Source organism: Paraburkholderia eburnea, assembly GCF_002917095.1.
Lineage (GTDB): Bacteria > Pseudomonadota > Gammaproteobacteria > Burkholderiales > Burkholderiaceae > Paraburkholderia > Paraburkholderia eburnea.
This window is the reverse complement of the sequence record NZ_PQGA01000025.1, coordinates 54,879-76,888: the sequence shown is the minus strand read 5'-3', so window position 1 is coordinate 76,888 and position 22,010 is coordinate 54,879. Positions and strand designations below refer to the sequence as shown.

General features: G+C 64.1%; 22 protein-coding genes. 9 read left to right on the top strand and 13 right to left on the bottom strand.

Going from position 1 to position 22,010, the window contains the following annotated elements; translation table 11 throughout:
- Positions 1 to 723 (top strand): DUF3138 family protein (locus B0G62_RS27805; RefSeq protein ID WP_146055372.1); only part of this gene is annotated, 723 nt, incomplete at its 5' end.
- A 17-nt stretch (positions 724 to 740) separates the two neighbouring features.
- Here B0G62_RS27805 and B0G62_RS27800 read toward each other — a convergent pair.
- From B0G62_RS27800 to B0G62_RS27770, 7 genes are all read right to left on the bottom strand, one after another.
- Positions 741 to 1,667 carry a LysR family transcriptional regulator gene (locus tag B0G62_RS27800; RefSeq protein WP_103707388.1) on the bottom strand — a complete coding sequence of 309 codons (927 nt, stop codon included), beginning with the start codon at positions 1,665 to 1,667 and terminating at the stop codon, positions 741 to 743.
- Positions 1,668 to 1,866: 199 nt separating this feature from the next.
- Positions 1,867 to 3,195: a type II toxin-antitoxin system HipA family toxin gene (locus tag B0G62_RS27795; protein ID WP_103707387.1), complete on the bottom strand. Its 1,329-nt coding sequence runs from the start codon at positions 3,193 to 3,195 to the stop codon at positions 1,867 to 1,869.
- A gap of 3 nt (positions 3,196 to 3,198) precedes the next feature.
- Entirely contained in the window at positions 3,199 to 3,465 is a 267-nt protein-coding gene (locus B0G62_RS27790) for a helix-turn-helix domain-containing protein (RefSeq protein ID WP_103707386.1), read from the bottom strand.
- A 105-nt stretch (positions 3,466 to 3,570) separates the two neighbouring features.
- Positions 3,571 to 4,950, bottom strand: coding sequence for an LLM class flavin-dependent oxidoreductase (locus B0G62_RS27785; RefSeq protein ID WP_103707385.1), 1,380 nt, complete (start codon positions 4,948 to 4,950; stop codon positions 3,571 to 3,573).
- Positions 4,950 to 6,212 carry an SfnB family sulfur acquisition oxidoreductase gene (locus B0G62_RS27780; RefSeq protein ID WP_103707384.1) on the bottom strand — a complete coding sequence of 421 codons (1,263 nt, stop codon included), beginning with the start codon at positions 6,210 to 6,212 and terminating at the stop codon, positions 4,950 to 4,952. Before B0G62_RS27780 ends, B0G62_RS27785 begins: the two co-directional genes overlap by 1 nt.
- A gap of 36 nt (positions 6,213 to 6,248) precedes the next feature.
- Positions 6,249 to 7,511, bottom strand: a complete 1,263-nt coding sequence (locus B0G62_RS27775; protein ID WP_103707383.1) for an SfnB family sulfur acquisition oxidoreductase — start codon at positions 7,509 to 7,511, stop codon at positions 6,249 to 6,251.
- 120 nt (positions 7,512 to 7,631) lie between these two features.
- On the bottom strand, positions 7,632 to 9,191 hold the full coding sequence (locus tag B0G62_RS27770; protein ID WP_103707382.1) for an MFS transporter: 1,560 nt from the start codon (positions 9,189 to 9,191) through the stop codon (positions 7,632 to 7,634).
- A 259-nt stretch (positions 9,192 to 9,450) separates the two neighbouring features.
- Between B0G62_RS27770 and B0G62_RS27765 the strand changes: the two genes are divergently transcribed.
- Both B0G62_RS27765 and B0G62_RS27760 read left to right on the top strand, forming a co-directional pair.
- On the top strand, positions 9,451 to 10,293 hold the full coding sequence (locus tag B0G62_RS27765) for a MetQ/NlpA family lipoprotein (protein WP_103707381.1): 843 nt from the start codon (positions 9,451 to 9,453) through the stop codon (positions 10,291 to 10,293).
- A gap of 68 nt (positions 10,294 to 10,361) precedes the next feature.
- Positions 10,362 to 10,742, top strand: coding sequence for a DUF427 domain-containing protein (locus B0G62_RS27760; RefSeq protein ID WP_103707380.1), 381 nt, complete (start codon positions 10,362 to 10,364; stop codon positions 10,740 to 10,742).
- 18 nt (positions 10,743 to 10,760) lie between these two features.
- Here B0G62_RS27760 and B0G62_RS27755 read toward each other — a convergent pair whose 3' ends face one another.
- The gene (locus B0G62_RS27755; protein ID WP_103707379.1) at positions 10,761 to 12,131 is read right to left on the bottom strand and encodes an MFS transporter; all 1,371 of its coding nucleotides are present in this window, start codon (positions 12,129 to 12,131) and stop codon (positions 10,761 to 10,763) included.
- Between the two features lie 308 nt (positions 12,132 to 12,439).
- Here B0G62_RS27755 and B0G62_RS27750 point away from each other — a divergent pair, with 308 nt between their 5' ends.
- On the top strand, positions 12,440 to 13,447 hold the full coding sequence (locus tag B0G62_RS27750) for a zinc-dependent alcohol dehydrogenase family protein (protein ID WP_103707378.1): 1,008 nt from the start codon (positions 12,440 to 12,442) through the stop codon (positions 13,445 to 13,447).
- A gap of 4 nt (positions 13,448 to 13,451) precedes the next feature.
- Here B0G62_RS27750 and ftrA read toward each other — a convergent pair whose 3' ends face one another.
- Positions 13,452 to 14,441, bottom strand: coding sequence for a transcriptional regulator FtrA (gene ftrA / locus B0G62_RS27745; RefSeq protein WP_103707377.1), 990 nt, complete (start codon positions 14,439 to 14,441; stop codon positions 13,452 to 13,454).
- Between the two features lie 97 nt (positions 14,442 to 14,538).
- Here ftrA and B0G62_RS27740 point away from each other — a divergent pair, with 97 nt between their 5' ends.
- The 3 genes from B0G62_RS27740 (at position 14,539) to B0G62_RS27730 (ending at position 16,919) form a co-directional block, all read left to right on the top strand.
- A complete protein-coding gene (locus B0G62_RS27740; protein WP_103707376.1) occupies positions 14,539 to 14,946 on the top strand; it encodes a rhodanese-like domain-containing protein in 408 nt (135 codons plus the stop codon).
- Positions 14,947 to 15,030: 84 nt separating this feature from the next.
- Positions 15,031 to 15,336: an NIPSNAP family protein gene (locus tag B0G62_RS27735; protein ID WP_103707375.1), complete on the top strand. Its 306-nt coding sequence runs from the start codon at positions 15,031 to 15,033 to the stop codon at positions 15,334 to 15,336.
- Between the two features lie 104 nt (positions 15,337 to 15,440).
- Positions 15,441 to 16,919 carry a sensor domain-containing diguanylate cyclase gene (locus B0G62_RS27730; RefSeq protein WP_103707374.1) on the top strand — a complete coding sequence of 493 codons (1,479 nt, stop codon included), beginning with the start codon at positions 15,441 to 15,443 and terminating at the stop codon, positions 16,917 to 16,919.
- 285 nt (positions 16,920 to 17,204) lie between these two features.
- Here the strand turns inward: B0G62_RS27730 and B0G62_RS27725 are convergent, their stop codons facing one another.
- The 4 genes from B0G62_RS27725 to B0G62_RS27710 form a co-directional block, all read right to left on the bottom strand.
- Positions 17,205 to 17,483, bottom strand: coding sequence for an HU family DNA-binding protein (locus B0G62_RS27725; RefSeq protein ID WP_027818693.1), 279 nt, complete (start codon positions 17,481 to 17,483; stop codon positions 17,205 to 17,207).
- A gap of 176 nt (positions 17,484 to 17,659) precedes the next feature.
- On the bottom strand, positions 17,660 to 19,006 hold the full coding sequence (locus B0G62_RS27720; protein ID WP_103707373.1) for a glutamine synthetase family protein: 1,347 nt from the start codon (positions 19,004 to 19,006) through the stop codon (positions 17,660 to 17,662).
- A gap of 114 nt (positions 19,007 to 19,120) precedes the next feature.
- Entirely contained in the window at positions 19,121 to 19,678 is a 558-nt protein-coding gene (locus B0G62_RS27715) for a helix-turn-helix domain-containing protein (protein WP_103707372.1), read from the bottom strand.
- Positions 19,679 to 19,694: 16 nt separating this feature from the next.
- The gene (locus B0G62_RS27710) at positions 19,695 to 20,984 is read right to left on the bottom strand and encodes an NAD(P)/FAD-dependent oxidoreductase (protein WP_103707371.1); all 1,290 of its coding nucleotides are present in this window, start codon (positions 20,982 to 20,984) and stop codon (positions 19,695 to 19,697) included.
- Positions 20,985 to 21,194: 210 nt separating this feature from the next.
- Here B0G62_RS27710 and B0G62_RS27705 point away from each other — a divergent pair, with 210 nt between their 5' ends.
- Both B0G62_RS27705 and B0G62_RS27700 read left to right on the top strand, forming a co-directional pair.
- The gene (locus B0G62_RS27705; RefSeq protein WP_103707370.1) at positions 21,195 to 21,425 is read left to right on the top strand and encodes a YgaP family membrane protein; all 231 of its coding nucleotides are present in this window, start codon (positions 21,195 to 21,197) and stop codon (positions 21,423 to 21,425) included.
- 15 nt (positions 21,426 to 21,440) lie between these two features.
- Entirely contained in the window at positions 21,441 to 21,959 is a 519-nt protein-coding gene (locus B0G62_RS27700; RefSeq protein WP_103707369.1) for an RNA polymerase sigma factor, read from the top strand.
- The last annotated feature ends 51 nt before the right edge of the window (positions 21,960 to 22,010 follow it).

The window sequence follows — 22,010 nt, the reverse complement described above, 5'->3', positions numbered from 1 at the left end:
ACGCAGACGGGCACCAATGCGCTGGGCGACCCGATCACGACGAGCAACAAGATCCCGACCCTCACGGCACGCGCGGATTACACGTGGTCGAGCGCACTGGATATCGGCGGATCGTTCAACGTCGGACGCCAGACGCTCTCCAGCGCCATCGATCCCACCACGGGCCAGGCGGTCTACGGTGCGGGCGGCCAGGCGACGAGTTCGGGCGGCTACTTCTTCTTTGGCGAAGTCGATGCGAGCTACACCGCAGCGGACACGCAGTACAACGCCGAAGTCGATTACGGCCAGCAGCAGCGCGCCGCGTATAACGGCGGCAATGCGCAGTGGTACGGCTTCTCGCTGCTTGCGCACCGCAAGTTCAACGCGCCGGTGGTGGGCCGCATGGGCGTGACCGCGCGTTACGACCTGCTCGCCGACAGCAAGAACGGCGGCGGTGGCGGTGGCGTGGCGCTCAACGGCAACGGCATGGACCCGTACAACGGCTTCGGCATTGGTGCGGACTGCCTGGCGAATTCCCAGGCGAACGGCGGTCTCGGCTTCCAGTGCAAGGGCGCGGTGCGTCAGGACGTATCGCTGGATCTGCTGTTCTATCCGACGCAGCAGATCACGGTGAAGGTCGAATACCGCCACGACTGGGCTTCGCAGAATGTGTTCCTGCGTAACGACGGGTCGTACAGCAAGAGCAATGACTTGCTGGGGGCGCAGTTCATCTACTCGTTCTAAGGTGTTGGCCCTGCCCTTCAGGGCCGCACATACTGATTCTTGATCAACTCCTCCGCAAACGAGGCAAACCGCTGTACCACCATGCGCGGCTTCATCGTGCGCGACTGCGCAATACCCAGCGTGGTCGCCACGACTTTTTCCTTGAATCGTTTCACCACGAAATCCTCGCCGTCGACGGTTTGCGTCGATTTAAGCGGGAAATTCAAAATGCTATAGCCCAGACCATTTGCCACCATACCGCGCACCACCTCCGGTTGCGAGGAGCGAAACACCGGCACGGGACGCTGCCCAACCGCATCGAAGAGTGAGGAAAAATATTCGCGGCTATGCGGCAGATCGAGCATCACATAGGGTTCATCCACGAGATTCGCCAGCGACACTGCACGATGCTGCGCGAGCGGATGTTTGCTCGGCAGGATCACATAAGGCGGCAGACGCACCAGCGGGCGAAAATCGATATCGTCGGTGAGATCGATATCGTAGGTGAGCGCGATATCGAGCGAACCGTCGTGCAATCCCTTGAACAGATCGTCCTGATGCCCTTCAATTGTCTTGAAGCCAATACCTGCATGATCGGCAAGAAAACGGCTGATCAGACCGGACAACAACGGCGGCGCCAGCGACACGAGGCAGCCCAGCGCGATCGTCCCTGTCATGCCGGTGTCGAGCCCGCGCGCGACCGACTGCAGTTCTTCGGCGTTCTTCAAAAGATCGCGCGTCTTGCCGAGTAATTCGCGCCCTGCCTGCGTAAGCGACAGGCCGGCGGCGTGATGGCGAATGAATAGTTGAATACCGAATGCGTCTTCAAGTTCGGAGATTGCACTGGAAATGGAAGGCTGCGAGATATGCATTAGCCGCGCCGCTGAGGTGAACGACAGCGTTTCGGCTGCCGTCACGAAATAGCGTAGCTGGCGCAGGGAAAAATTGAGGCGGGAAATTTCCATATCACGCGAGTTGAGGCGAATAGATAACGATGACGATGACGATGTGGTATCACGCCAGAATTCCCCGTGTCGGGCAAGTCATGGAAACGACACTTGCCCCGCACACTGGAAAGCCCCCTTGCTATCGCTTAATGGACCGCGCTCGCCTCAAACTGCGAGGTCTTCATCTCCATATGATCCGAATCGGCGTTGCGCGAATTCACGACACTGCGAGCCGCTGCGCCGAAAAACGCAACCCGTCGAACAGCCGTTCGGCCACGCGTTGAGGAAAGCCTTCGGGCAGACTCGCTCCAACGGTTTCGATCACCGCCGGCGTACGCTCGACGAGGCGTTCGATGATCGGCGCGGCGTCAGGCCCGTAGTGGCACAACTGCGCGGTGGTGTCGAAATGGACGCGCTTCACGTCGCGCATGCGGTAATGGCGGCTCTTGCCCCAGACCGCCATCGCCAGCGTGGCCTTGTACCATGACCATTGACTGCCGCCGTCGCCCTCCACGGGCCATATCGACATGACGTCATAGAGCGGCGCGAGCTGAAAACGCCCGCCAGGCAGCAGGCGCAGGCTGAAATTCTTCGCGTGGCCGTCGGGTGCGGCCATCATCCAGAAGGCGATCTGCGCGGCGAGAAAAGTCTCGATGTCCTCGCGCGCCGATTGCGACTGGCGCAACAGGTCCGCGATTTCGCGCACGCCGGGACCGCCCTGCGCTTCGTACTTGAAATGCGGCGCGACGCCCAGCGCCTGGCAAAAGTCCTCCTGCGGCAGACGCAGCAGCGCGCCGCTACGCGAGATGGCGCGGTCGAAGCGCTCGACGGCCAGCACCTTCTGCGCGCCGAACGTGACGATGCTCGCCGACGATACCGGCAATCCATAGGCCTTGAGCACGGCCAGACACAGCCACTCGTTTTCGACGGAAGTATTGAAGTCCACCTTGCGATGGCCGATGAAACCGAGCGGCAGCTTGAGGATGTGCGTGGTAGGCGTGGCGCCATGCGGCAGCAGCCAGCGGCCCTCGTGACGGAGCAGCGCCGTTTTTTCCTGCGCGCCGGCCAGCGAAATGCGCAGTTCTTCGTCGGCGTCACCGCTGCCTGGCTGCACCGCGCCCGAGGTCTCCAGCAGCAGGCGTTCGATGGCGGCATCGTCGAGCGGCGTGCCGTCAATGCGCGCGAGCGGCGCGGGCGTTTCGTCTTCGTCGAGCAGTTGCACCGCGCCCACGCAATCGCGCCCGATCGCCTTGAGCAGATCGAAGGCGTCGATGGAATCCGTGCGAAAACGCGCGGCGATGCGTCGGCGGATGGCCGTGCTGTCCGGCAGCAGATTGTCGAAGTAGTGATAGACGCGCGTGCCGCGCAGCGGCCGGTCCCCCACGCCGAACGGCAGCGAAAGCGACAGCGGGCGGCCCGTCCCGGACGCCTTCCAGCTCGCGTCATAGCGCAGTTCGGCCTCGCCCGAGCCCGTCAGTGTCCAGGTGCCGACGCGCTCTCCATTGGCCCAGATCGACAGGGTGCGTGAATGCGATTTGCGTCCCATCGGCTACCACTCCGGTCCGTCTTCACGCAGCTCGTACTCCGGAGTGGAAGCGTCGCGCGACTGCACGCAGAATTCCAGTTCGTAGAGTGCGAACAGCGCGAGCATTTGTTCGAGCGAGATGCTGGCCGTGCCGGTGGTTTCCAGCGCCGACAGGCGCGGCTGGCCGATGCCAAGCGCGGCCGCCGCCTGCGTCTGGGTCAAGCCGCATTTTTTTCTCGCCGATTGCAGGATCTCGGCAAGGCCGGCAGGCGTGTGGACGATGATCTTCATGCGATATTCCTGTGAGGCATAAAGCGATTATATGCCTGCAGGCGATATTCAGGCAATATCGCTCACAGACATAAACAGGAAATATCGCTGGTACCGATAAATAGATCAGACCGAAGCCGCCGACTCCTGACGGAACGACGCACCCGCGTGCCGCTGCGGCAGCGTATCACCCGCCCCGAAGAGCTTGTGGCGCAGCGTGCCCTCCTCGTAGGCCGTCTTGTAGATTCCGCGATTCTGCAATTCCGGCACGATCAGATCGACGAAATCCTCGTAGCTTTCGGGCACCACCGTGCGGCTCAGGTTGAAACCATCCACGTCCGCCTCGTCGACCCAGGCCTGCAACTCATCGGCGACCTGCGCCGGGTTGCCGACGATGGCCGGATAGCGTCCGCCCAGTTCGAACATCTCCAGCAGCGCCCGACGCGTCCAGCCGTGCTGCTTCGCCGTGCGCGTGGCCGATTCGATGGCATTGCCGGGCGTGTAATCGACCGGCTCGTCCAGATCGTACTGTGCGTAGTCGATGCCCGTGCTCGCCGCGAAATGCGCCAGTCCCGCCTCGCGGCTAGCGTAGCGCTTATAGTCCGCGTACTTTTCGTGCGCCTCGCGCTCAGTCGCCCCCGTCACCACCGCCGCGCCGACGAATACCTTCACGTCGTCCGGACGCCGCCCCGCGCGCACCAACTGCTCGCGCAGCGCGCGCACCGTCTCGCGCCCCACCGCGCGATTGGGCGGAGAAATGAACACGCACTCGGCGTGACGCGCGGCGAAACGCTGCCCGCGCCCCGAACTGCCCGCCTGGAACAGCACCGGCGTGCGTTGCGGCGAAGGCTCGGCCAGATGGTAACCATCGACGTTGTAATAGCGCCCCGCATGTTGTACGCGATGCACCTTCGCCGGGTCCGCGTACACGCGCGCCGCCTTGTCGCGCAGCACGGCATCAGGCTCCCAGCTACCTTCCCAGAGCTTGTAAAGCACGTCGACGTATTCGTCGGCGCGCTCGTAACGCTCGTCGTGCGGCAACTGTTCCGACACGCCCATCGCCCGCGCCGCGCTGTCGAGATAACCCGTCACGATATTCCAGCCGATGCGCCCCTGCGTCAGATGATCGAGCGTGGAAAAGCGCCGCGCCAGCAGATACGGCGCCTCATAGCTCAGATTGACCGTCACGCCAAAGCCCAGATGCTGCGTGACCGCCGCCATCGCCGGCACCAGCAGCGTGGGATCGTTCACGGGCAACTGGATCGATTCGCGCAGCGTCACATCGACATTGCGCTGATAGACATCGTAGACGCCAACGATGTCGGCAAGAAACAGCCCGTCGAACAACCCGCGTTCGAGCGTGCGCGCGAGATCGGTCCAGTAAGCGATCTTGCGGTAATCCGCCGAACGGTCGCGCGGATGGGTCCACAAGCCGTGATTGATATGGCCCACGCAATTCATGTTGAACGCGTTGAGCAGGACAGGCTTCTTGTTGGTTTGCGACATCACAAAGCTCCGTGGCGCGGCGGCAGCGCATCGTTCAGATAGAAGTTGCCGACTGCGTGATATTTCCAGCGCACCGGGTCGTGCAGCGTGTGCGTGCGCGCATTGCGCCAGAAACGGTCGAGCCCGAGACCGTCGAGCGTCGCGGCCGTGCCCGCGAGTTCGAACAGACGCGATCCGGCGTCGAGCGAGATCGTCGTGGTGAGCGCACGCGCCTCGGCGACGGCAATCGATGCTTCGGCGACCGCTTGTTCGGCTTGCTCGTCGGGCGCGGCCTGAGCGGCGTCGACGTAGCGGCCCGCGCGGCGCACCAGCGCTTCGGCGGCGGCAAGACGCGCGGCCAGATCGCCGAATTGCGCGATCGTGAGCGGATCGTCGGCGGCACGATCGACCTTCGCGTCGATCCACGGACGCGAGCGCTCGCGCACGAAACGCAACGCGGCGTCGAATGCGCCACGCGCCTGACCCAGATCGATCGCCGCGTGAATGATCTGCGCGAGCGGGCCGATCGTGGTGGCACGCTCGAACGAGGTCTGGAACGGCACGATCCATTCCGGCTCCACGCGCACGCCGTCGAACTGCACGGAGCCGCTGCCCGTCACGCGCTGACCGAAGCCATCCCAGTCGTCCGTGATCGTCACGCCAGCAGCAGCACGCGGCACGAACGCGAGATACGTCACGTCGCGCCCCGCTTCCTCGCTCACGACGAGCGTGGGAATCCAGTGCGCGTAGAGCGCGCCGGTGCAATAGAATTTGCGCCCGTCGATACGCCAGCCCTGCGCGTCGCGCGAGAGCCGCGTGCGCCGCAAGAAGTCCTTGTGGCCGATTTCGGCGAGCGCATTGCCGAAGCGCTCGCCCGCGAGCACACGGCCATAGAAAAAGCGCTGCTGCTCCTGGCTGCCGCCTACACGCAGCACTTCGAGCGCATAGAAATGATTCTGCGGAATCTGGCCGAGCGAGCCGTCCGCTGCGGCGATGGTCGCCGTGACTTCGGCAAGCGTGCCATTGCGCACACCCGGGCCGCCAAACTCGCGCGGCACCGTGATCGTCCACAAGCCGCTGGCGACAAACGCATCGAGTTCGCCCCAGGGCAAACGGCGCTCGCGGTCGCGCAATGCGGCCTCCGGCGCGAATTCGCCTGCAAGGCGCTGCGCCACGGCGACGGCCTGCGCGTCGTTCTCAATCCGGGCGGGGGCTTGCGCCGGTGCCTGTGCAGGCTGTTCGCCGCCGCGCTTCAGCAGCGCGGAAGAAATGTCGACATTCATGCTTCTATTCCCGATCTCACTCTGTCCAATGCCTGTTCAATTCCACGAATGCCGCGCGGGCAGCGCACCGTTCAGGTGATAGTTGCCCAGCAGATGCAGCTTCCAGCGCACGGGATCGTGCAGCGTATGCGTGCGCGCATTGCGCCAATGGCGGTCAAGGTTGTGCGCCGCGCGCGTCGCCGACGAGCCCGCCAGTTCGAAGAGTTTTTCGCTCGCTTCGAGCGCGATGCGCGTGGTCAGCACCTTCGCCGCCGCAACGGCCACCGAAGCGCGCGCACTGGCTTTCTCGCTCAAGCCGTTGCCGAACGCCTCCACCGCCAGTTCGTCGAGTGTGCGCCCCGCTTCGAGCAGGACTTCGCGCGCCGCATGCAGGTCGATCTGCAGGCGCCCGATATCGGCGATGATGTACGGGTCGTCAGCCGCGCGGGCGACGCCCGAATCCATCCAGGGCCGCGCGCGCTCGCGCACGAAGGTGATCGCATCGGCGACGGCCGCTTCGGCGATGCCTTGATCGATCGCCGCCTGAATGATCTGCGAAGTCGGGCCGAAGAGACCGGGTTTATCGGCAAGTTGCCATAGCGGCAGCACGTCTTGAGGATCGATGGCGATGTTGTCGAAACGCACCGTGCCGCTTGCCGTGGTTCGCTGTCCGAATGAACTCCAGTCGTCGATCACGGTGAGGCCCGCTGCATCGTACGGCACCCAGACCTGCACGGCGCGGCCTTCGTCGTCGGTGGCGCGCGTGGGCACGCGATGCGCGAACAGTGCGCCGGTCGAATAAAAGCGCTCCCCGTTCAGACGCAGACCGTCCGGTGTCGATGAAAGACGCGTCGCGCCGTGCAGGATCGTGGGCGAAGCCGCCGAGCGGCGCTCCGGCCCGGCGTTGCCAAAGCGATGCCCTGCCAGCGCTTCGCCGTAAAGCCGCGCTTTCTGCGCGGGCGAACCGCTTTCCCGCAACAATCCCAGCACACCGAAATGATTTTGTGGAATCTGGCCGAACGCGGGATCGGCTGCGCAGAGCAGCACGAAGACTTCGGCGAGCGTGGCGTACGACACTTCCGCGCCGCCGTATTCGCGCGGCACGGTGATCGCGCCGAGTCCGCTTTCGGACCAATTTTCGAGTTCGTCCCACGGCAGCGCGCGTTCGCGGTCACGCTGCGAGGCGCCGGGCGCCGCCGTTTGCGCGAGCACGCGAGCCGCTTCGAGCGCTTGCGCGTCGTTCGCGATGCGCCTCACGCGGCGTGGGTCGGGAAGCCGCGGCACACGCGCCGCGGTGTTGGAATATTCACTAGTGGGCATGGCAATTCGAACTGACCTGATGGGCGTCCCGCGCTTGTGGCACGGGTCCTGCCAATCATTTGAACAGTGCGAACTCCAATCCCCTACTAGTTTTTCTGCGATTGCATATGACGATATCGGCTATGCGCGCATGCAGGCGGGGCATTCATCGGCATTCGCTTTCGCACGCGCGTGACGCGCGGCGGCGGCCTCGCCATAATCTTCGCCATCGATGTCATAACCCGACGGCTCCCAGCGAATCGCCAGCAACACGAGCAACGACGTGAACGGCGCGATCGCGATCACCCAGAACACTTTGGTGCCCAGCGCCGCCGCCAGGACCGGAAACAGAAACAGCGACACCGTGGAAGCCGAGCGCACCAGCGTCTGGTTGAAACCCACGCCGATGCCGCGCAGCGAAGTCGGATAGCTTAGCGACGCATAAACCATCGAATGCGAACCCGGCCCGAAGCCCTGCCCGAACAGATACGCGCCGAGCAGCAGGATGGCGAGCGCGACGAATACGCCGCTCGACGGATGCCCGATCAACGCGAGCCCGACCAGCGCGATCACCTGCAGGGAATGACCGAGCACCGTCATCTTCCATGAGCCCACCGTGGGCGCGGTGCGCACGCCAATCAGGCCGCCCACGAACGCGAAGAGCAGATTGAGCAGCAGCGACGCCACGATGGTCGTAAGCGGCCCCTGTTTCAGGAAACTCGCGATGATGACCGGCAGGCCGAAGATAATCGCGTTATAGCCAAACGACGAAGCTGCGCCGATCGTCGCCGCGAGGATCGTGCGGCGGCGATACGTGGCGTTGAACAGCACGCCGTAATTGCGCCAGCTCGCGCGCGGCACTTTGGCCGTCTGCGCCGAGGCGTCGTCGGCGGGACGCTCGACCACGGCATCCACGCCCCACGAACGCTTGAGAATGCGCGCGGCTTCTTCGAGATCGCCCTGATTCGCGGCCCACACCGGCGATTCGCTGATATAGCGACGGCGCACCAGAATGATGACGATCGCGGGCACCGCGCCGAAGGCGAGCGTCAATCGCCAGAGCCAGTCGGTGTGATGCGCGGGCAGAATCGCATAGAGCCCAAGGATCAGCAGATAGCAGGTGCTCGTGGCCGCATACCATGCGGGGCACCAGGCCGCGACGCTGGCCGCCTTGTTGCCGCGTCCCGCCACGCGGGAGAATTCGGCGAGAAACGCCATCGCCACCGGCAGATCCAGCCCCACGCCAAAGCCCATCAGAAAGCGCGCGCCCCCCAGCACCCATGCATTAGGGGCCAGTCCCGCAATGATGGCGGCCACGACGAAGAACAGCATATCGGCCATGAAGACCCGATAGCGCCCGATGCGGTCGGTCAGATAGCCGCCGAACAGCGCGCCCAGAATCGCGCCGAACGTGATCGCGGCGGACACGAGGCCGACCTGCGCCGGCGAAAGCGCGAACTGGCGCGCGATGTCCTTCACACCATAGGCAAGCGAGGTGAGATCGTAGGCATCGAGAAACACGCCGCCTAGCGCGATGGCAATCACAGCACGTGTGCGCGTACCTTGCGCCGGACCTGCGTTGACGAGACGCGCAACGTCTTCGGCGGAGCGAATGACGGTGTGCGCAGTAGCGTCCGCGTTGGCCGCGGCGGCACGCGCACCGAACCCGGAATCGTGAGAAGGAACGGCAATAGTCGACATGAGCAAAACCCATCCAGATAGCATCCGCTGCATCGTAGACAGGGCTACGCACCAGGCAAAGCGACGTTTTCACATATGCTTTGCGCGAATTGCGCAAACCGTGACGCAAGCGTAAAGCCCTTGCAGGAAGGCGCTTTGCACGCTGCGTCAAGTGCTTATGACGATCCGTGCGATAAACAACGCGCGCGAAATTATTTGGCGAAGGCGCAGGCGCGCCCTAGCATCGCCCCATCTTTCACCACGTCACGATCACACTTTCATGAACAAGAACAAGAGAACACTGCTGGCATCGGGGCTGGCCTCCATCGCGCTGATCGCCGGCGCCGCGCTGGTGCCGTTCGGCCAGTCCGCCGCAGCGGCGCAGCATACGGTGCGCGTGGGCATCATGTCGGGCGAGGACGAGGACGTGTGGCGCGTGGTCGCCGCCAACGCCGCGCAGCACGGCATCGACGTCAAGGTCACGACGTTCTCCGATTACACGCAGCCCAACGAGGCGCTCGCGCAACACGACCTGGACGCCAATTCGTTCCAGCACAAGCCGTATCTGGATGCGCAGATCGCCGCGCGCCACTACGCGATCGTGCCCGTGGGCTTCACCTATGTGCAGCCGATCGGCCTCTATTCGCGCAAGCATGCCTCGATCGCCGCGCTGCCGACGGGCGCGACCATCGGCGTGCCGAACGATCCCAGCAACGAAGGCCGCTCGCTGTTGCTGCTGCAGTCGTATGGTCTGATCAAGCTGCGTGACAACGTCGGCCTGCTGCCGACCGCGCGCGATATCGCAAGCAATCCGAAGCAAATCAAAATCAAGGAACTCGACGCCGGTATCGTCGGGCGCGCCATCGGCGATCTGGATGCCGCCGTGGTCAATACGGACTGGGCGGTCAAGGCCGGCATCCGTATCCCGCAGGAACGCATCGCGCAGGAGAAGGTAGACGGCAGCCCGTACCGCAACTTCATCGCCGTCAACGAGAAAGACGCCAATGCACCGTGGGTGCGCGATCTCGTAGCCAGCTATCAGCAGGCGAATGTCGCGGCGAAGATCAACGCGGTCTATCACGGCACGACCCTGCCCGCCTGGAGCGGCGCGCCGCAGCAGTAAGCGCCGTACGCGAAAACCGCCACTGTAGTAACGTTCCTTTTCTCGTCAAACGGAAAAGGAACGTCGCCATGACCGCAAAATCCGTAAAGATCCCCGGCCCCGACCATCCGATCACGATCGAGCGCACGCCGTCGCGCGTGGTCGTGAAGGTCGCGGGCAAGACTGTCGCCGATACGCGTCGCGCGCTGACGCTACGCGAAGCGAACTACCCGCCCGTGTTCTACGTGCCGCGCGACGACGCCGACATGGCCTTGCTCGCGCGCACGGATCACAGTACCTACTGTCCCTATAAGGGCGACGCGTCCTACTACTCGATCACGCCGGGCGGCGAGCGCTCGATCAACGCGATCTGGACCTACGAGGCGCCACACGACGCCGTCGCGCAGATCAAGAACCATCTGGCGTTCTATCCCGACCGCGTCGATTCGATCGAAGAATTGCCCGGCTGAGCCTGGCCGCTCCCGATATCAACGCGCGTTCTTCGCAGCCGGCACGCCCAGCAGCAGCGCCGCGCCGCTCACCGCCAGCAATGCGGCGAGCGCATACAAAGCGTTATCCATACTGCCCGTGTGCGTCTTGATGAGGCCGATTGCCCACGGGCTCACGATGCCGCTCGTGATGCCGATACTGCTGATGAGCGCGATCCCGCCAGCAGCCGACTTGCCCGAGAGATACGCAGGCGGCACGGCCCAGAAAATCGGCAGCGCGGCGAAGATCAGCACAGCCGCGATCGACAGAATCGCCATCATCGCGGCAAAACTCGCGAGATGCAGCGTGAGCAATGCCAGCGCGATGCCGCCACCGATCGTGCAGGCCGCGAAGTGCCAGCGGCGCTCGCCTCGACGGTCCGAGCGGCGCGCAATCAGCATCAGGCCCACCGCGCCGACCGCATTCGGAATCACCGTGTAGAGGCTGATCGCGAGCACGTCATGCACACCGAAGTCGCGGATCATCAGCGGCATCCAGAAGTTCAGCGTGAGCGACGCGCAAGTCAGCGAAAAATAGATGAATGCGAACAGATAGACACGCGGATTGCCCAGCGCCGCGAGGAACGCGCGCGACGAATGCGCGCCGTGCCTGCCGTCATGCACGGCACCGCCGTCGCGCTGCGCGATCAGGTGCGTTTTCTCCGCGTCGCTCAGCCAGCGCGCCTGCCCAGGGCCATCCACCAGCTTGAACGCCGCCATCAGCCCGAGCAGCACGGCGGGCAATCCTTCGATCGCGAACATCCAGCGCCAGCCTTCGAGGCCCATCGCACCGTTCAGGTCGCGCATGATCCAGCCGGAAACCAGCCCGCCCAACACGCCCGCCACGGCAACACCCGCGAAGAAGATCGAAAAGACCGCGGCGCGGCGAGACGGCGGGAACCAGTAGGTCAGGTAAAGCACGATGCCGGGAAAGAAACCCGCCTCGAACACGCCCAGCATGAAGCGCAGCGCGTAGAAATGCGCGGGGGCGTGCACAAACATCATGCAGGTCGAGGCGATGCCCCAGAGCAGCATGATCCGCATGAACGTGCGGCGCGCACCGAAGCGCGCGAGCAAGAGATTGCTGGGCACTTCGCAGAGCACATAGCCCACGTAAAAGATGGCGGCGCCCAGGCCGTACATCGCGTCGCTGAAGCCGAGATCGTGCTTCATCTGTAGTTGCGCGAAGCCGATGTTGATGCGGTCGAGGAACGACACGACGTAACAGAAGAACAAAAACGGGATGACGCGCCAGGCGACCTTACGGTACAGCAGGTCGTCGCTGGCAGGGGACGCCGGGCTGGCCGACGCGGCGGCGCGCGCAGCGAACGCAGACTCGGACGCGCGGTCCGTGACGATCGATTGGGGCATGAGCCTGTCTCCAAACATGAGTAGCGGCGTCTAACGCGCCTTTGTGGCTGCGGCAGCCGTGGCCCGCGCGGGACGGAAATGCCGCATCGCAGCATTTCAATTTCCGCAAGCCACTCACTTTCTGACTACCGTGGGCGCATCATAGGAGCGGCATAATTTATTTGTCAATAGCAAGCCACTTCGCCAAAAGTAAATTCCAACAGCGATCCGCACGGCCCTACTCCCAGCAACTGTCTTGAAGGCGCGGCTATGCTTTGTCTGGTGCCCGTTCCGGCCAACTCATCGCCCTACGCCTTCCGGAGAATTCAATGAAAGCCATCAAACTGATCGCGCCCGCCGGCCTCGACAACCTCAAACTCGTGGATATCGCCGCGCCCGGCGAGCCACAGGCAGGCGAAATCCGCGTGCGTGTGCACGCCAGTTCGCTCAACTATCACGATCTGGGTGTCGTGCTCGGCCGCATGGGCGCCCCTGATGGCCGCATTCCGATGGCGGACGGCGCGGGCGTCGTCGAAGCCGTCGGACCCGGCGTGACCGGATTCGCCGTGGGCGATCACGTGGTTTCGACGTTCTTTCCGCCCTGGCTGGATGGCGCGCCGACGATCCCCGACTTCTCCGCGACACCCGGGGACGGCGTGGACGGCTACGCGCGCGAAGCCGTGGTCGCGCCGGCCACGGCCTTCACGCACAGCCCGCGCGGCTACACGCACGCCGAAGCGGCCACCCTCACGACGGCGGGGTTGACCGCATGGCGCGCCCTGGTCGTGGACGGCGCGCTGAAAGCCGGTGAAACGGTGCTGGTGCTCGGCACGGGCGGCGTGTCGATCTTCGCACTGCAGTACGCGAAGGCGATGGGCGCGACGGTAATCGTCACCTCCTCCTCCGACGACAAACTCGAACGCGCGCGTCGACTGGGCGCGGACCACCTCATCAACTATCGCCGCGAGCAGCAATGGTCGCGTCAGGTGCTGGAATACACGAATGGACTCGGCGTCGATCACGTCGTGGAAGTGGGCGGTCCCGGCACGCTGGAACAATCGATTCTGGCGACGCGCGTAGGCGGCCATATCGCGTTGATCGGCGTGCTGACCGGCATTGAGGGCAAGGTGCCGACCGGCACGATGATGCGGCGGCAGCAACGGCTGCAAGGTTTGATCGTCGGCAGCCGGCAGCATCAGATCGATCTGGTGCGCGCCATCGACGCAACCGGCGTCAAGCCCGTGATCGACCGGTCGTTCCCGCTCGAAGCGATCGGCGACGCGTTCCGGCTGCAACAGGCCGGTGGCCACTTCGGCAAAATCGTTCTGGAATACTGATCGATCAGACAGGCGTGCGTGGACCGCGCGCGAATTGCTCGCGGTACGCAGCGGGACTCGTTAGCGCAATCCGGCGAAAGTGCCGCCGCAGCGATTCCTCAGAACCGAAGCCTGCGAGATCGGCCACGCGCTCCATCGGCAGATCGGGCCGCGATTCGAGCAGATCGCGTGCGATGCTCACCCGCTCGCGCACGACCCAGGCGTAAGGGCCCATGCCGGTCGCGTCGAGAAACTGCCGCTGCAGCGTGCGCACGCTCATCGCCGCACGCGCGGCCAGTGACGCCACGCTATGCTCCAGGCGCGGATTCGCCCTCACCCAGTCCATCAACTTCGCAAGCGGGCTGGCCTCGTCGCGCGGCATCGGGCGCGGCACGAACTGGGCCTGGCCACCCTCGCGATGCGGCGGCACAACGAGCCGCTGCGCCACGCGGTTGGCCACTGCGCCGCCATGATCGCGGCGTACCAGGTGCAGCAGCATGTCGATGCCCGCCGCCGACCCCGCCGAGGTCAGCACCTGGCCTTCGTCGATATAGAGTGCGTCGGGCTCGACGTGCAGTTGCGGATAGCGTTGCTGCAGACGTTCGGCGTAGCGCCAGTGCGTGGTCACGCGCTGGCCGTCCAGCACGCCCGCCGCCGCCAGCACGAATACCCCTGAGCAGATCGAACACAGCCGTGCGCCTCGTGCATGGGCGGCACGCAGTTTCTTGAGCAGCGCCTCGGGCGGTCGCTCGTCCGGATCGCGCCAACCCGGTATCACGACGGTCTGCGCACGATCGAGCATGGCAAGCGTATAAGGCGCCGACACGGTAATGCCGCCCGCCGCGCGCAACGGACCGCGCTCTGCCGCGCAAACGGCAAAGCGATACCACGGCACGTCGAGTTCGGGCCGATCGAGCGCGAACAACTCGGTCACACAGCCGAATTCGAACGTGCACAGACGGTCATAGGCGAGCGCCACGACGAGATGGGCGGATTGGCGTGCAGGATCGGACATGGCGCGATGTTACCGGAGATTGGCAATCGCGCCACTGTCGCCACGCTCGTGCGAGCGCGAGAATGACAGCCATCGACATTAGAACAAGGAGCCACGTATGTCGTTCGTATCGGAAATCCCCGCTGCGCCGAGCGCCCAGGCGCTCGCCCATTTCAGCGCCTCGCTGGCCTATGAAACCGATTGTGCCGATGTGCACGCCACGCTCAACAGCGGCAATGCGCCCGATTTCGTGTTGCTCGACGTGCGCGGCCCGGCGCTCTTTGCGCGCGGCCATGTGCCGGGCGCCGTGAATCTGCCGCACGGCAAGATCGTGGAATCGAAGCTGGCCGACTATCCACCGCACACGCTCTTCGTCACCTACTGCGCGGGGCCGCACTGCAATGGCGCCACGCGCGGCGCGATCCGGCTGGCGCGGCTTGGACGTCCGGTCAAGATCATGACGGGCGGCGTCACGGGATGGCTGGACGAAGGCTTCGAGCTAACAAGCGAAACCGTACACGCGTGATACGACAGGCGGTCATTATTCTGGCCGCCGCTAGCTGCACTAAAATCGGAGAACACCCGAAACACCCAACCCATCGCTCGCACCATGATCACCTGCACGCTACGCTACGTCATCGATCCCTACCGCCTTGCCGAATTCGAAACCTACGCAAAGATGTGGATCCCCCTCGTCGAACGATTCGGCGGCCAGCATCACGGCTACTTCCTGCCCAGCGAAGGCGCGAATAATATCGCGCTCGCCCTGTTCTCTTTTCCGAGTCTTGCCGCCTACGAGATCTATCGGGAACAATCGCGGCACGATGCCGCCTGCCAGGCCGCCTTTCAATACGCGGACGAAACCCGCTGCATCGTGAGTTATGAGCGCAGTTTCATGCGCCCCGTATTCGGGTAGGATGCGCATAGCGCGCCGCGCGGACTGCGGCGCGCCTCAACACTTCTCTCATTGCACCCGACATGCAACAAGGCACTCCGGCCACCGCCGCCAGCTTTGCCAGTATGGGCGTCGACCTGCTCGACTTCTTCGACGTCACGCCCACCTCCCTGTGGCTTGAGGACTATAGCCAGCTACGCGCCCTGTTCGAACGCTGGCGCGAAGCCGGCGTGACGGATATCCGCGCGTGGCTCGAAGAAGATCCGCGCCGCGTGGCCGAATGCTCGGCGTGCATCCGCGTGCTCAAGGTGAACCAGCATACGCTCGCGCTCTATGGTGCGCGCAGTCACGACGAACTCACCGCGCACCTCGCGGAAGTCCTGCGCGACGACATGTTCCAGGCGCACGTGGGCGAACTCGAACAGATGTGGCAAGGCAGCGCCACCTTCGAGAGCAAGAGCGTGAACTACACGCTGGGTGGCCGCCGCATGGACATCCTGCTGCGCGGCGTGATCCTGCCGGGCCACGAAAACGACTGGGGCCGCGTGCTCGTTGCCATCGAGGATGTCTCCGCGCTCGAAGAGGCGCGCCATCGAGCGGCCGCGAGCGAGCAATACGCGCTCGGCGTTTTCGAGCACGCGCCGGTGTCGCTGTGGGTCGAGAATTTTTCGGCGATTCGTGAATTGCTAGACGAAGTGCGCATGCAGGGCATCGTCGATTTCCGCACCTTCACCGACGTGCACCCCGAGTTCGTCGAGCGTTGCATGAGCGAGATCCAGGTGCTCGACGTGAATCACTACACACTGGGCATGTACCGCGCGCCCGACAAGGCGACGCTGCTCGCGCGCCTGCCGCAGATCTTCCGCGACGAAATGCGCCCGCATTTTCGCGAGCAGTTGCTCGATCTGTGGGAGGGCCGCCTCTTCCAGCAGCGCGAAGTGACCAACTATGCGCTGGACGGCAGCGAACTCAACGTCCATCTGCAATTCTCGGTCTTTCCGGGCCACGAGGATCGATGGGATCTCGTGCTGCTCGCGCTCACCGACATCACGGCGCGCAAGAAAGCCGAGGCTTACCTCGAATTCCTCGGCAAGCACGACGTCCTCACCAAGCTCAAGAACCGCTCGTTCTATGTCGACGAGTTGAACCGTCTGCAGCGCAAAGGACCGTTCCCGGTCAGCGCGATCGTGGTGGACATGGACAACCTGAAAACCGTCAACGACCAGTTGGGCCACGCGGCCGGCGACGCGCTGCTGCGCCGCGCGGGCGAAGTGCTGGCGAAGGCGATCCAGAAGCCCTACCATGCCGCGCGCATCGGCGGCGACGAATTCGTGGTGCTGATGCCGGGCGCCGACGCGCGCGATGCGGAAATCGTCGCGGACAGCATCGGCAAGCTGATCGAACTGAACAACCAGTTCTACGGCGGCCCGCGTTTGAGCTTTTCGCTGGGTTGGGCAAGCTGCGAGGAAGGAGAAAGCGTGGAAGGCATGCTGCGTGCTGCAGACGCGGCCATGTACGAGGCCAAGCGACGCCGCAACGAACTCGCACGCAAGAGTGCGGAGTCGTCGGATCTGCTCGCTACGCCGCGCAAGGACGGTTTTTAGGCGGCTTTATTTGAGCAGATTCATCCCGTGCGTATCTGCGCGGGCGCCGTCCGATTGGTTCGGACAACGGATATTTTCGCCGACGTAAACAGCAACCGGGAGCGGGACGCAATGCGTCCCGCTCCCGGTGTGTGATGCTTCGTACCGCTGCACATGCGCAGCCGAAACCGCGCAGCCATTGCACGGAAAGCACGAAACGCGCGCATCGGGCCATACGTAGCAAAGGCGCCGGAGCGCCCCCGCTACGTCATCACCCGTGCACGCGCTGCGCGGCGGCGGCCAGCATCACGACGCGTTGACGGCGTCCTTGAAAGCCTTGCCGGCCGTGAACTTGACCGTCTTGGCCGCAGCGATCTGGATTTCCGCGCCCGTGGCCGGATTGCGGCCGACGCGTGCTGCGCGCTGGCCGGTCGAGAACGAACCGAAGCCGACGAGCTGCACGGAATCGCCCGACGTGACCGCTTTGGTGACCACTTCGAGGATCGCGTCGATTGCCGCGCCGGTGGCTGCCTTGGTCTCGCCCGTGCTTGCGGCGACTGCGTCAATGAGTTCCTGTTTGTTCATCTGCTACCTGTGTTGAGTTGAGAAAACCTGCATACCCTACCTCACGCGGGCAAAACAGGCAAATCGCGTTGCATATCGAAACGTAAGGCACACGGGGCTTACAGAGGCTTCCCCAGACCAGGAACGATTCATGCAAGGCGATTTTCTCGCCTATTTAGTGTCTATTTCGCGTATTTTTACAAAAACCACCGATATTCTCGTGCGGCAATCGCGTTCATAAAATCGAGGTGGTCCTGCCGTTTATTTTCGCAATAGACCGTCACAAAGTCCTCTCCGAGCGCCTCGCGCACGCCGGCGTGAGCCCGCATCGCGGCCACCGCCGAGAGCATGTCGCGCGGAAAATCCACCCCGCTCGCACGATTTTCGTTGAGCGGTGCGATCGGTTCCCGGCCTGCGTCGAGCCCATATTCGATGCCGGCGAGGATGGCCGCGAGCACTAGATAAGGATTCGCGTCGGCGCCTGCGAGGCGATGCTCGATGCGTAGATTCGCCTCGTCCGATTCCGGAATGCGGATGCAGGCGTCGCGATCCTCGAAACCCCAGTTCGCCCGGCTCGCCGCGTTGACCATCGCGCCGTAGCGGCGAAATGCGTTGTGGTTGGCGGCAAAGATCGGCATGCAATGCGGCAGCAGCGCGAGGCAACCCGCCACGGCATGACGCAGCGCGCGCCGCTCGTGCGCCGCCAGCACGTTGCGGCCGGCCTCGTCATAAAGACTCACGTGCACGTGCATACCGCTGCCCGGCGCGTCGAGCCAGGGTTTCGACATGAAACTCGCGCGGTAGCCGTGCCGCATCGCCACGCCTCGCGTGCTGCGGCAGAACAGCGCGGACCAGTCGGCCGCGCGCAGCGCGTCGTCGCAGTGACCGAAGTTGATCTCGAACTGGCCCGGTCCGAGTTCGGCGGTGATGACCGTTGCATCGACATCCTGTTCGCGCGCCGCTGTGACCATCTCGTGCAGCACGGGCGCGAAGCGTGAGAGACGCTCGATGTGCATGTTCGGCTGATCGTCGGGATCGTCGCAGAGCGGATCGCGAGCGTGCTGCGGCAACCCTTCGCGCAACTTTGCATCGAACAGGTAGAACTCCAGCTCGAAGGCGACGACCGGCTTCAGCCCACGCCGCACGAAACGCTGGAGCACGCGCGCGAGCACTTCACGCGGCTCGAAAGCGATCGGCGCGGCCGTGCCGTCCGACGTGATGAGCATCTGCGCGAGCGGCTGCTGCTCCCAGCGCACCCGCTTGAGCGTGCCCGGCACGAGACGGCGCGCGGCGTCGGGATCGCCGTCGTGGAAGCAATAGTCGCCGATCGGGTACACGCCGCCCTGCGCGCCCAGCAGGATGCAGTTCTGCGGCAGCTTGAGCATGGCGCCGGCCGCGACTTTTTCCAACATGCCAATGGGATAACGCTTGCCGTAAAAATGGCCCGGCAGATCGAGGCAGATCAGATCGACATAGTGCACGTCGGGGTGCGCCGCACGAAAGGCGCGTACTTCGCTCAGGAGATCGGATGCGATGTCGGTCACGTCAGGGTCCTTATGGGTGCCAAGCCTGATTTTTAGTATGGAATGCGAAACATCCAGAAAACATGCACGTCTTGAAAGCGTGCTGAAACGATCAATCGATACGCAAGCGTGATATCAGGTGAAAACCCACAGCACGCGCGCGGTTTGCTCCGCTAGATTCGCATAGCTGAAACGGCAACGCGAAGGCAGCTGAAAACTGTCGCCGGCCTTGAGCGTGACGGGCTCGCCGTCACTGTCGAGCCAGATCGTGAGTTCACCTTCGAGTACGAAACCGCCCTGCTCGTCGCTATCGTCGACGGGACGCTCGCCGCTCGTCGCGCCCGGTTCCAGCAGGCTTTCGAGCATCGAAAAGCCCGACGACATGCTCGGCGACACCAGCACGTCCGTAATGCCGCCGCCGTAATAGAGCGTGCGCCGCTCGCCGGGCCGCGTGACCCACGGCAGCGCGCGCGGCTTGCTCACGCTGTAGAAGTACGTCGTGGGGGTCTGCAGCGCCTCGCCGATCGCGGTGAGATCGGCCACCGTGGGCCGCGACAGCCCGCGCTCGACCTGCGAGAGAAACCCCACCGAACGCCCGATGCGCTGCGCCAGTTCTGACAACGTCACTTTCTTGTGCTTGCGCAGATCGCGAATCAGGATCGCGAGCCCTTCGATCTCTTCCTGCCTGTCCATGCCGGTTTCACTCCCATCAGACGACGTCGCGCAGGCGATACCAGAGCTTGCCGAGCGCTTCGAGCGGCGCGGCCAGCACATCGCCGCCCGGAAAACGCGGATTATGGATGGCCTCGTAGTGCGAGAGCAAGCGCGTGTCGCCGAGGATCGCGTCGGACACCGCACGCGCGGCGGCCAGCGTCGGCAGCACGCCATGACCGGAAAAGCCCTGCAGCCAGTAGCGTCCGCGCGCGTGGCCCACGTCGGGCGTGCGCCGGATGCTGATGTCGATATGGCCGCCCCACGCGTGATCGAGCGCGATGCCGCGCAGCTTTGGAAACGCGCGCTCCAGACTCGGGCGAACAGCCGCGCGGATGTCCTTCGGGATGCCGCCCAGATACGTACATGCGCCGCCGAACAGCAGCCGGTGATCGGGACTCAAACGGAAGTAGTCGGGGACGAACTGATTGTCGATCACGCAACTATTGCGCGGCAGGAGTTCGCTTGCGAGCGCCGGATCGAGCGGCGCCGTGGCCACCTGATACGTGCCGACCGGCAGCACGCGGCGCGCGAGTTCGCTGTCGAGGCGGTCGATATAGGCGTTGCAGGCGAGCACGAGCGTATCGGCGCGGATCGATCCGTTCGGCGTGTTCGCGACGAAACCGGACGGCGTCTCGCGCCACTTGAGAACGCGGGTCTGCTCGAAGATGCGACCGCCCGCGCGTTCGATGGCGGCGGCGATGCCCAGCGCGAGCTTGAGCGGATTCAGGTGCCCGGCCTCCGGATCATAGAGCGCGGCGCGATAGCGCGGGCTGCCGATCCAGTCGGGCATGTCCTGTTGCGGAATCACGCGCAGCGCGTCGTACCCCCACTTCTGCGCAGCCTCGTCGCGCGCCGCGTCGAGCAAGCCGACGCGGCCGCGCTTCACGGCGGCCCAGAGACTGCCTGGCCGGTAGTCGATATCGAAGCCATGTCGCGTCGGCAGCTCGCGCACTTCGCGCGCGGCCCAGCGCATGCTGTCCCACAGTTCGCGGGCACGCTCGATGCCCAGCGAATGTTCGAGCGGCCCCATATCGCACGACCAGCCGAGCAACGCCTGGCCGCCGTTGCGCCCCGACGCGGCCCACGCTACCCGGCTCGCCTCCATGACCGCGACGCGCTTGCCGGCCAGCGCGAGACGCAGCGCGGTATGCAGACCGCTGAAACCAGCGCCGACAATCAGGACATCCGCGTCGCAGTCCTCTTCCAAAGCCGGACGCGCGGGCGCGGCGGCAGGCAGGGTGCGGGCGTAGTAGCTCTCCACATGCTGGGTCGATTCGACGAACATAGCGGCATCCGTGAAATTTCATTGTCTAATTTTCATGAAAATTATCACGATAATTTCACGAATGCAAGATGAGGTTTCCGGCGGCGCTTCGTTCCCGCTTCGTTCATTACGCCAGCCGAAAAATATTTAATGGGGAGCGAACCAACTCGATGCGCAAGCGCCTCTTGGTGGGCGAGAGGTCGTCTCTCGATTCCATTTAGAGGGTGAGCCATGTTCTATGTAAAAAATGTTCCAGGCTGGGAACGCATCGTTCGCGTCATTCTGGGTGCGACTGTCATCGTGCTAGCATTGATTTTCCTGAAGGGCGCGCCTGGCGTGATCGTGGCGCTCGCGGCAGCCGGCATTGTCATTTCCGGTCTGGTGGGCTTTTGTCCGGCCTGCGCGCTCGTTGGTCGAAAGCTGGCAAAAAACGCGCGTGCAGCGCAGACGGCCAAAAACTGATCCGGGAAGGCCGGCATGGCAACCAACGACGAACGGCTGGCCGTAGTCGAGGCAGCGCGTACCGGTGACCCGGCCGCGCTTGACGCACTGTTGCGGCAGTGCCAACCCGATGCGCGCCGCTACGCGCAACGCAACTGCTTCATCTCCGACGTCGACGATGCCGTCCAGGAAGCGCTAATGGTCGTCGCGCGCAAGCACGCGTCCGTGCGCGCGATTGCGGCATTCTCAGGCTGGCTTTTCGCGATCGTGCGCCGCGAATGTCGACGGCTCGGCCGTAAAGCGCTGAACTTCGATCCTTACGACGAAGCCACCGTCGAGCGCTGGCTTGCCACCCATGACGGCGACTCCCTGCGACGCGAACTGGTGGACGCCATCGAATCCCTGCCCGCTGACTATCGCAACATCTTGTTGCTGCGCGACTTCGCGGAACTCACCATCGGCGAGATCGCCGAACAGCTTGGGATCACGTCGGCCGCAGCCAAAAGCCGGCTGCATCGGGCAAGAACGCTGGCGAGAGAATATCTGCTGAGCTGAGGAGAAGCACGGCGAATCCGCTGAATCGGGCCGGTCACACGAATCGATGAA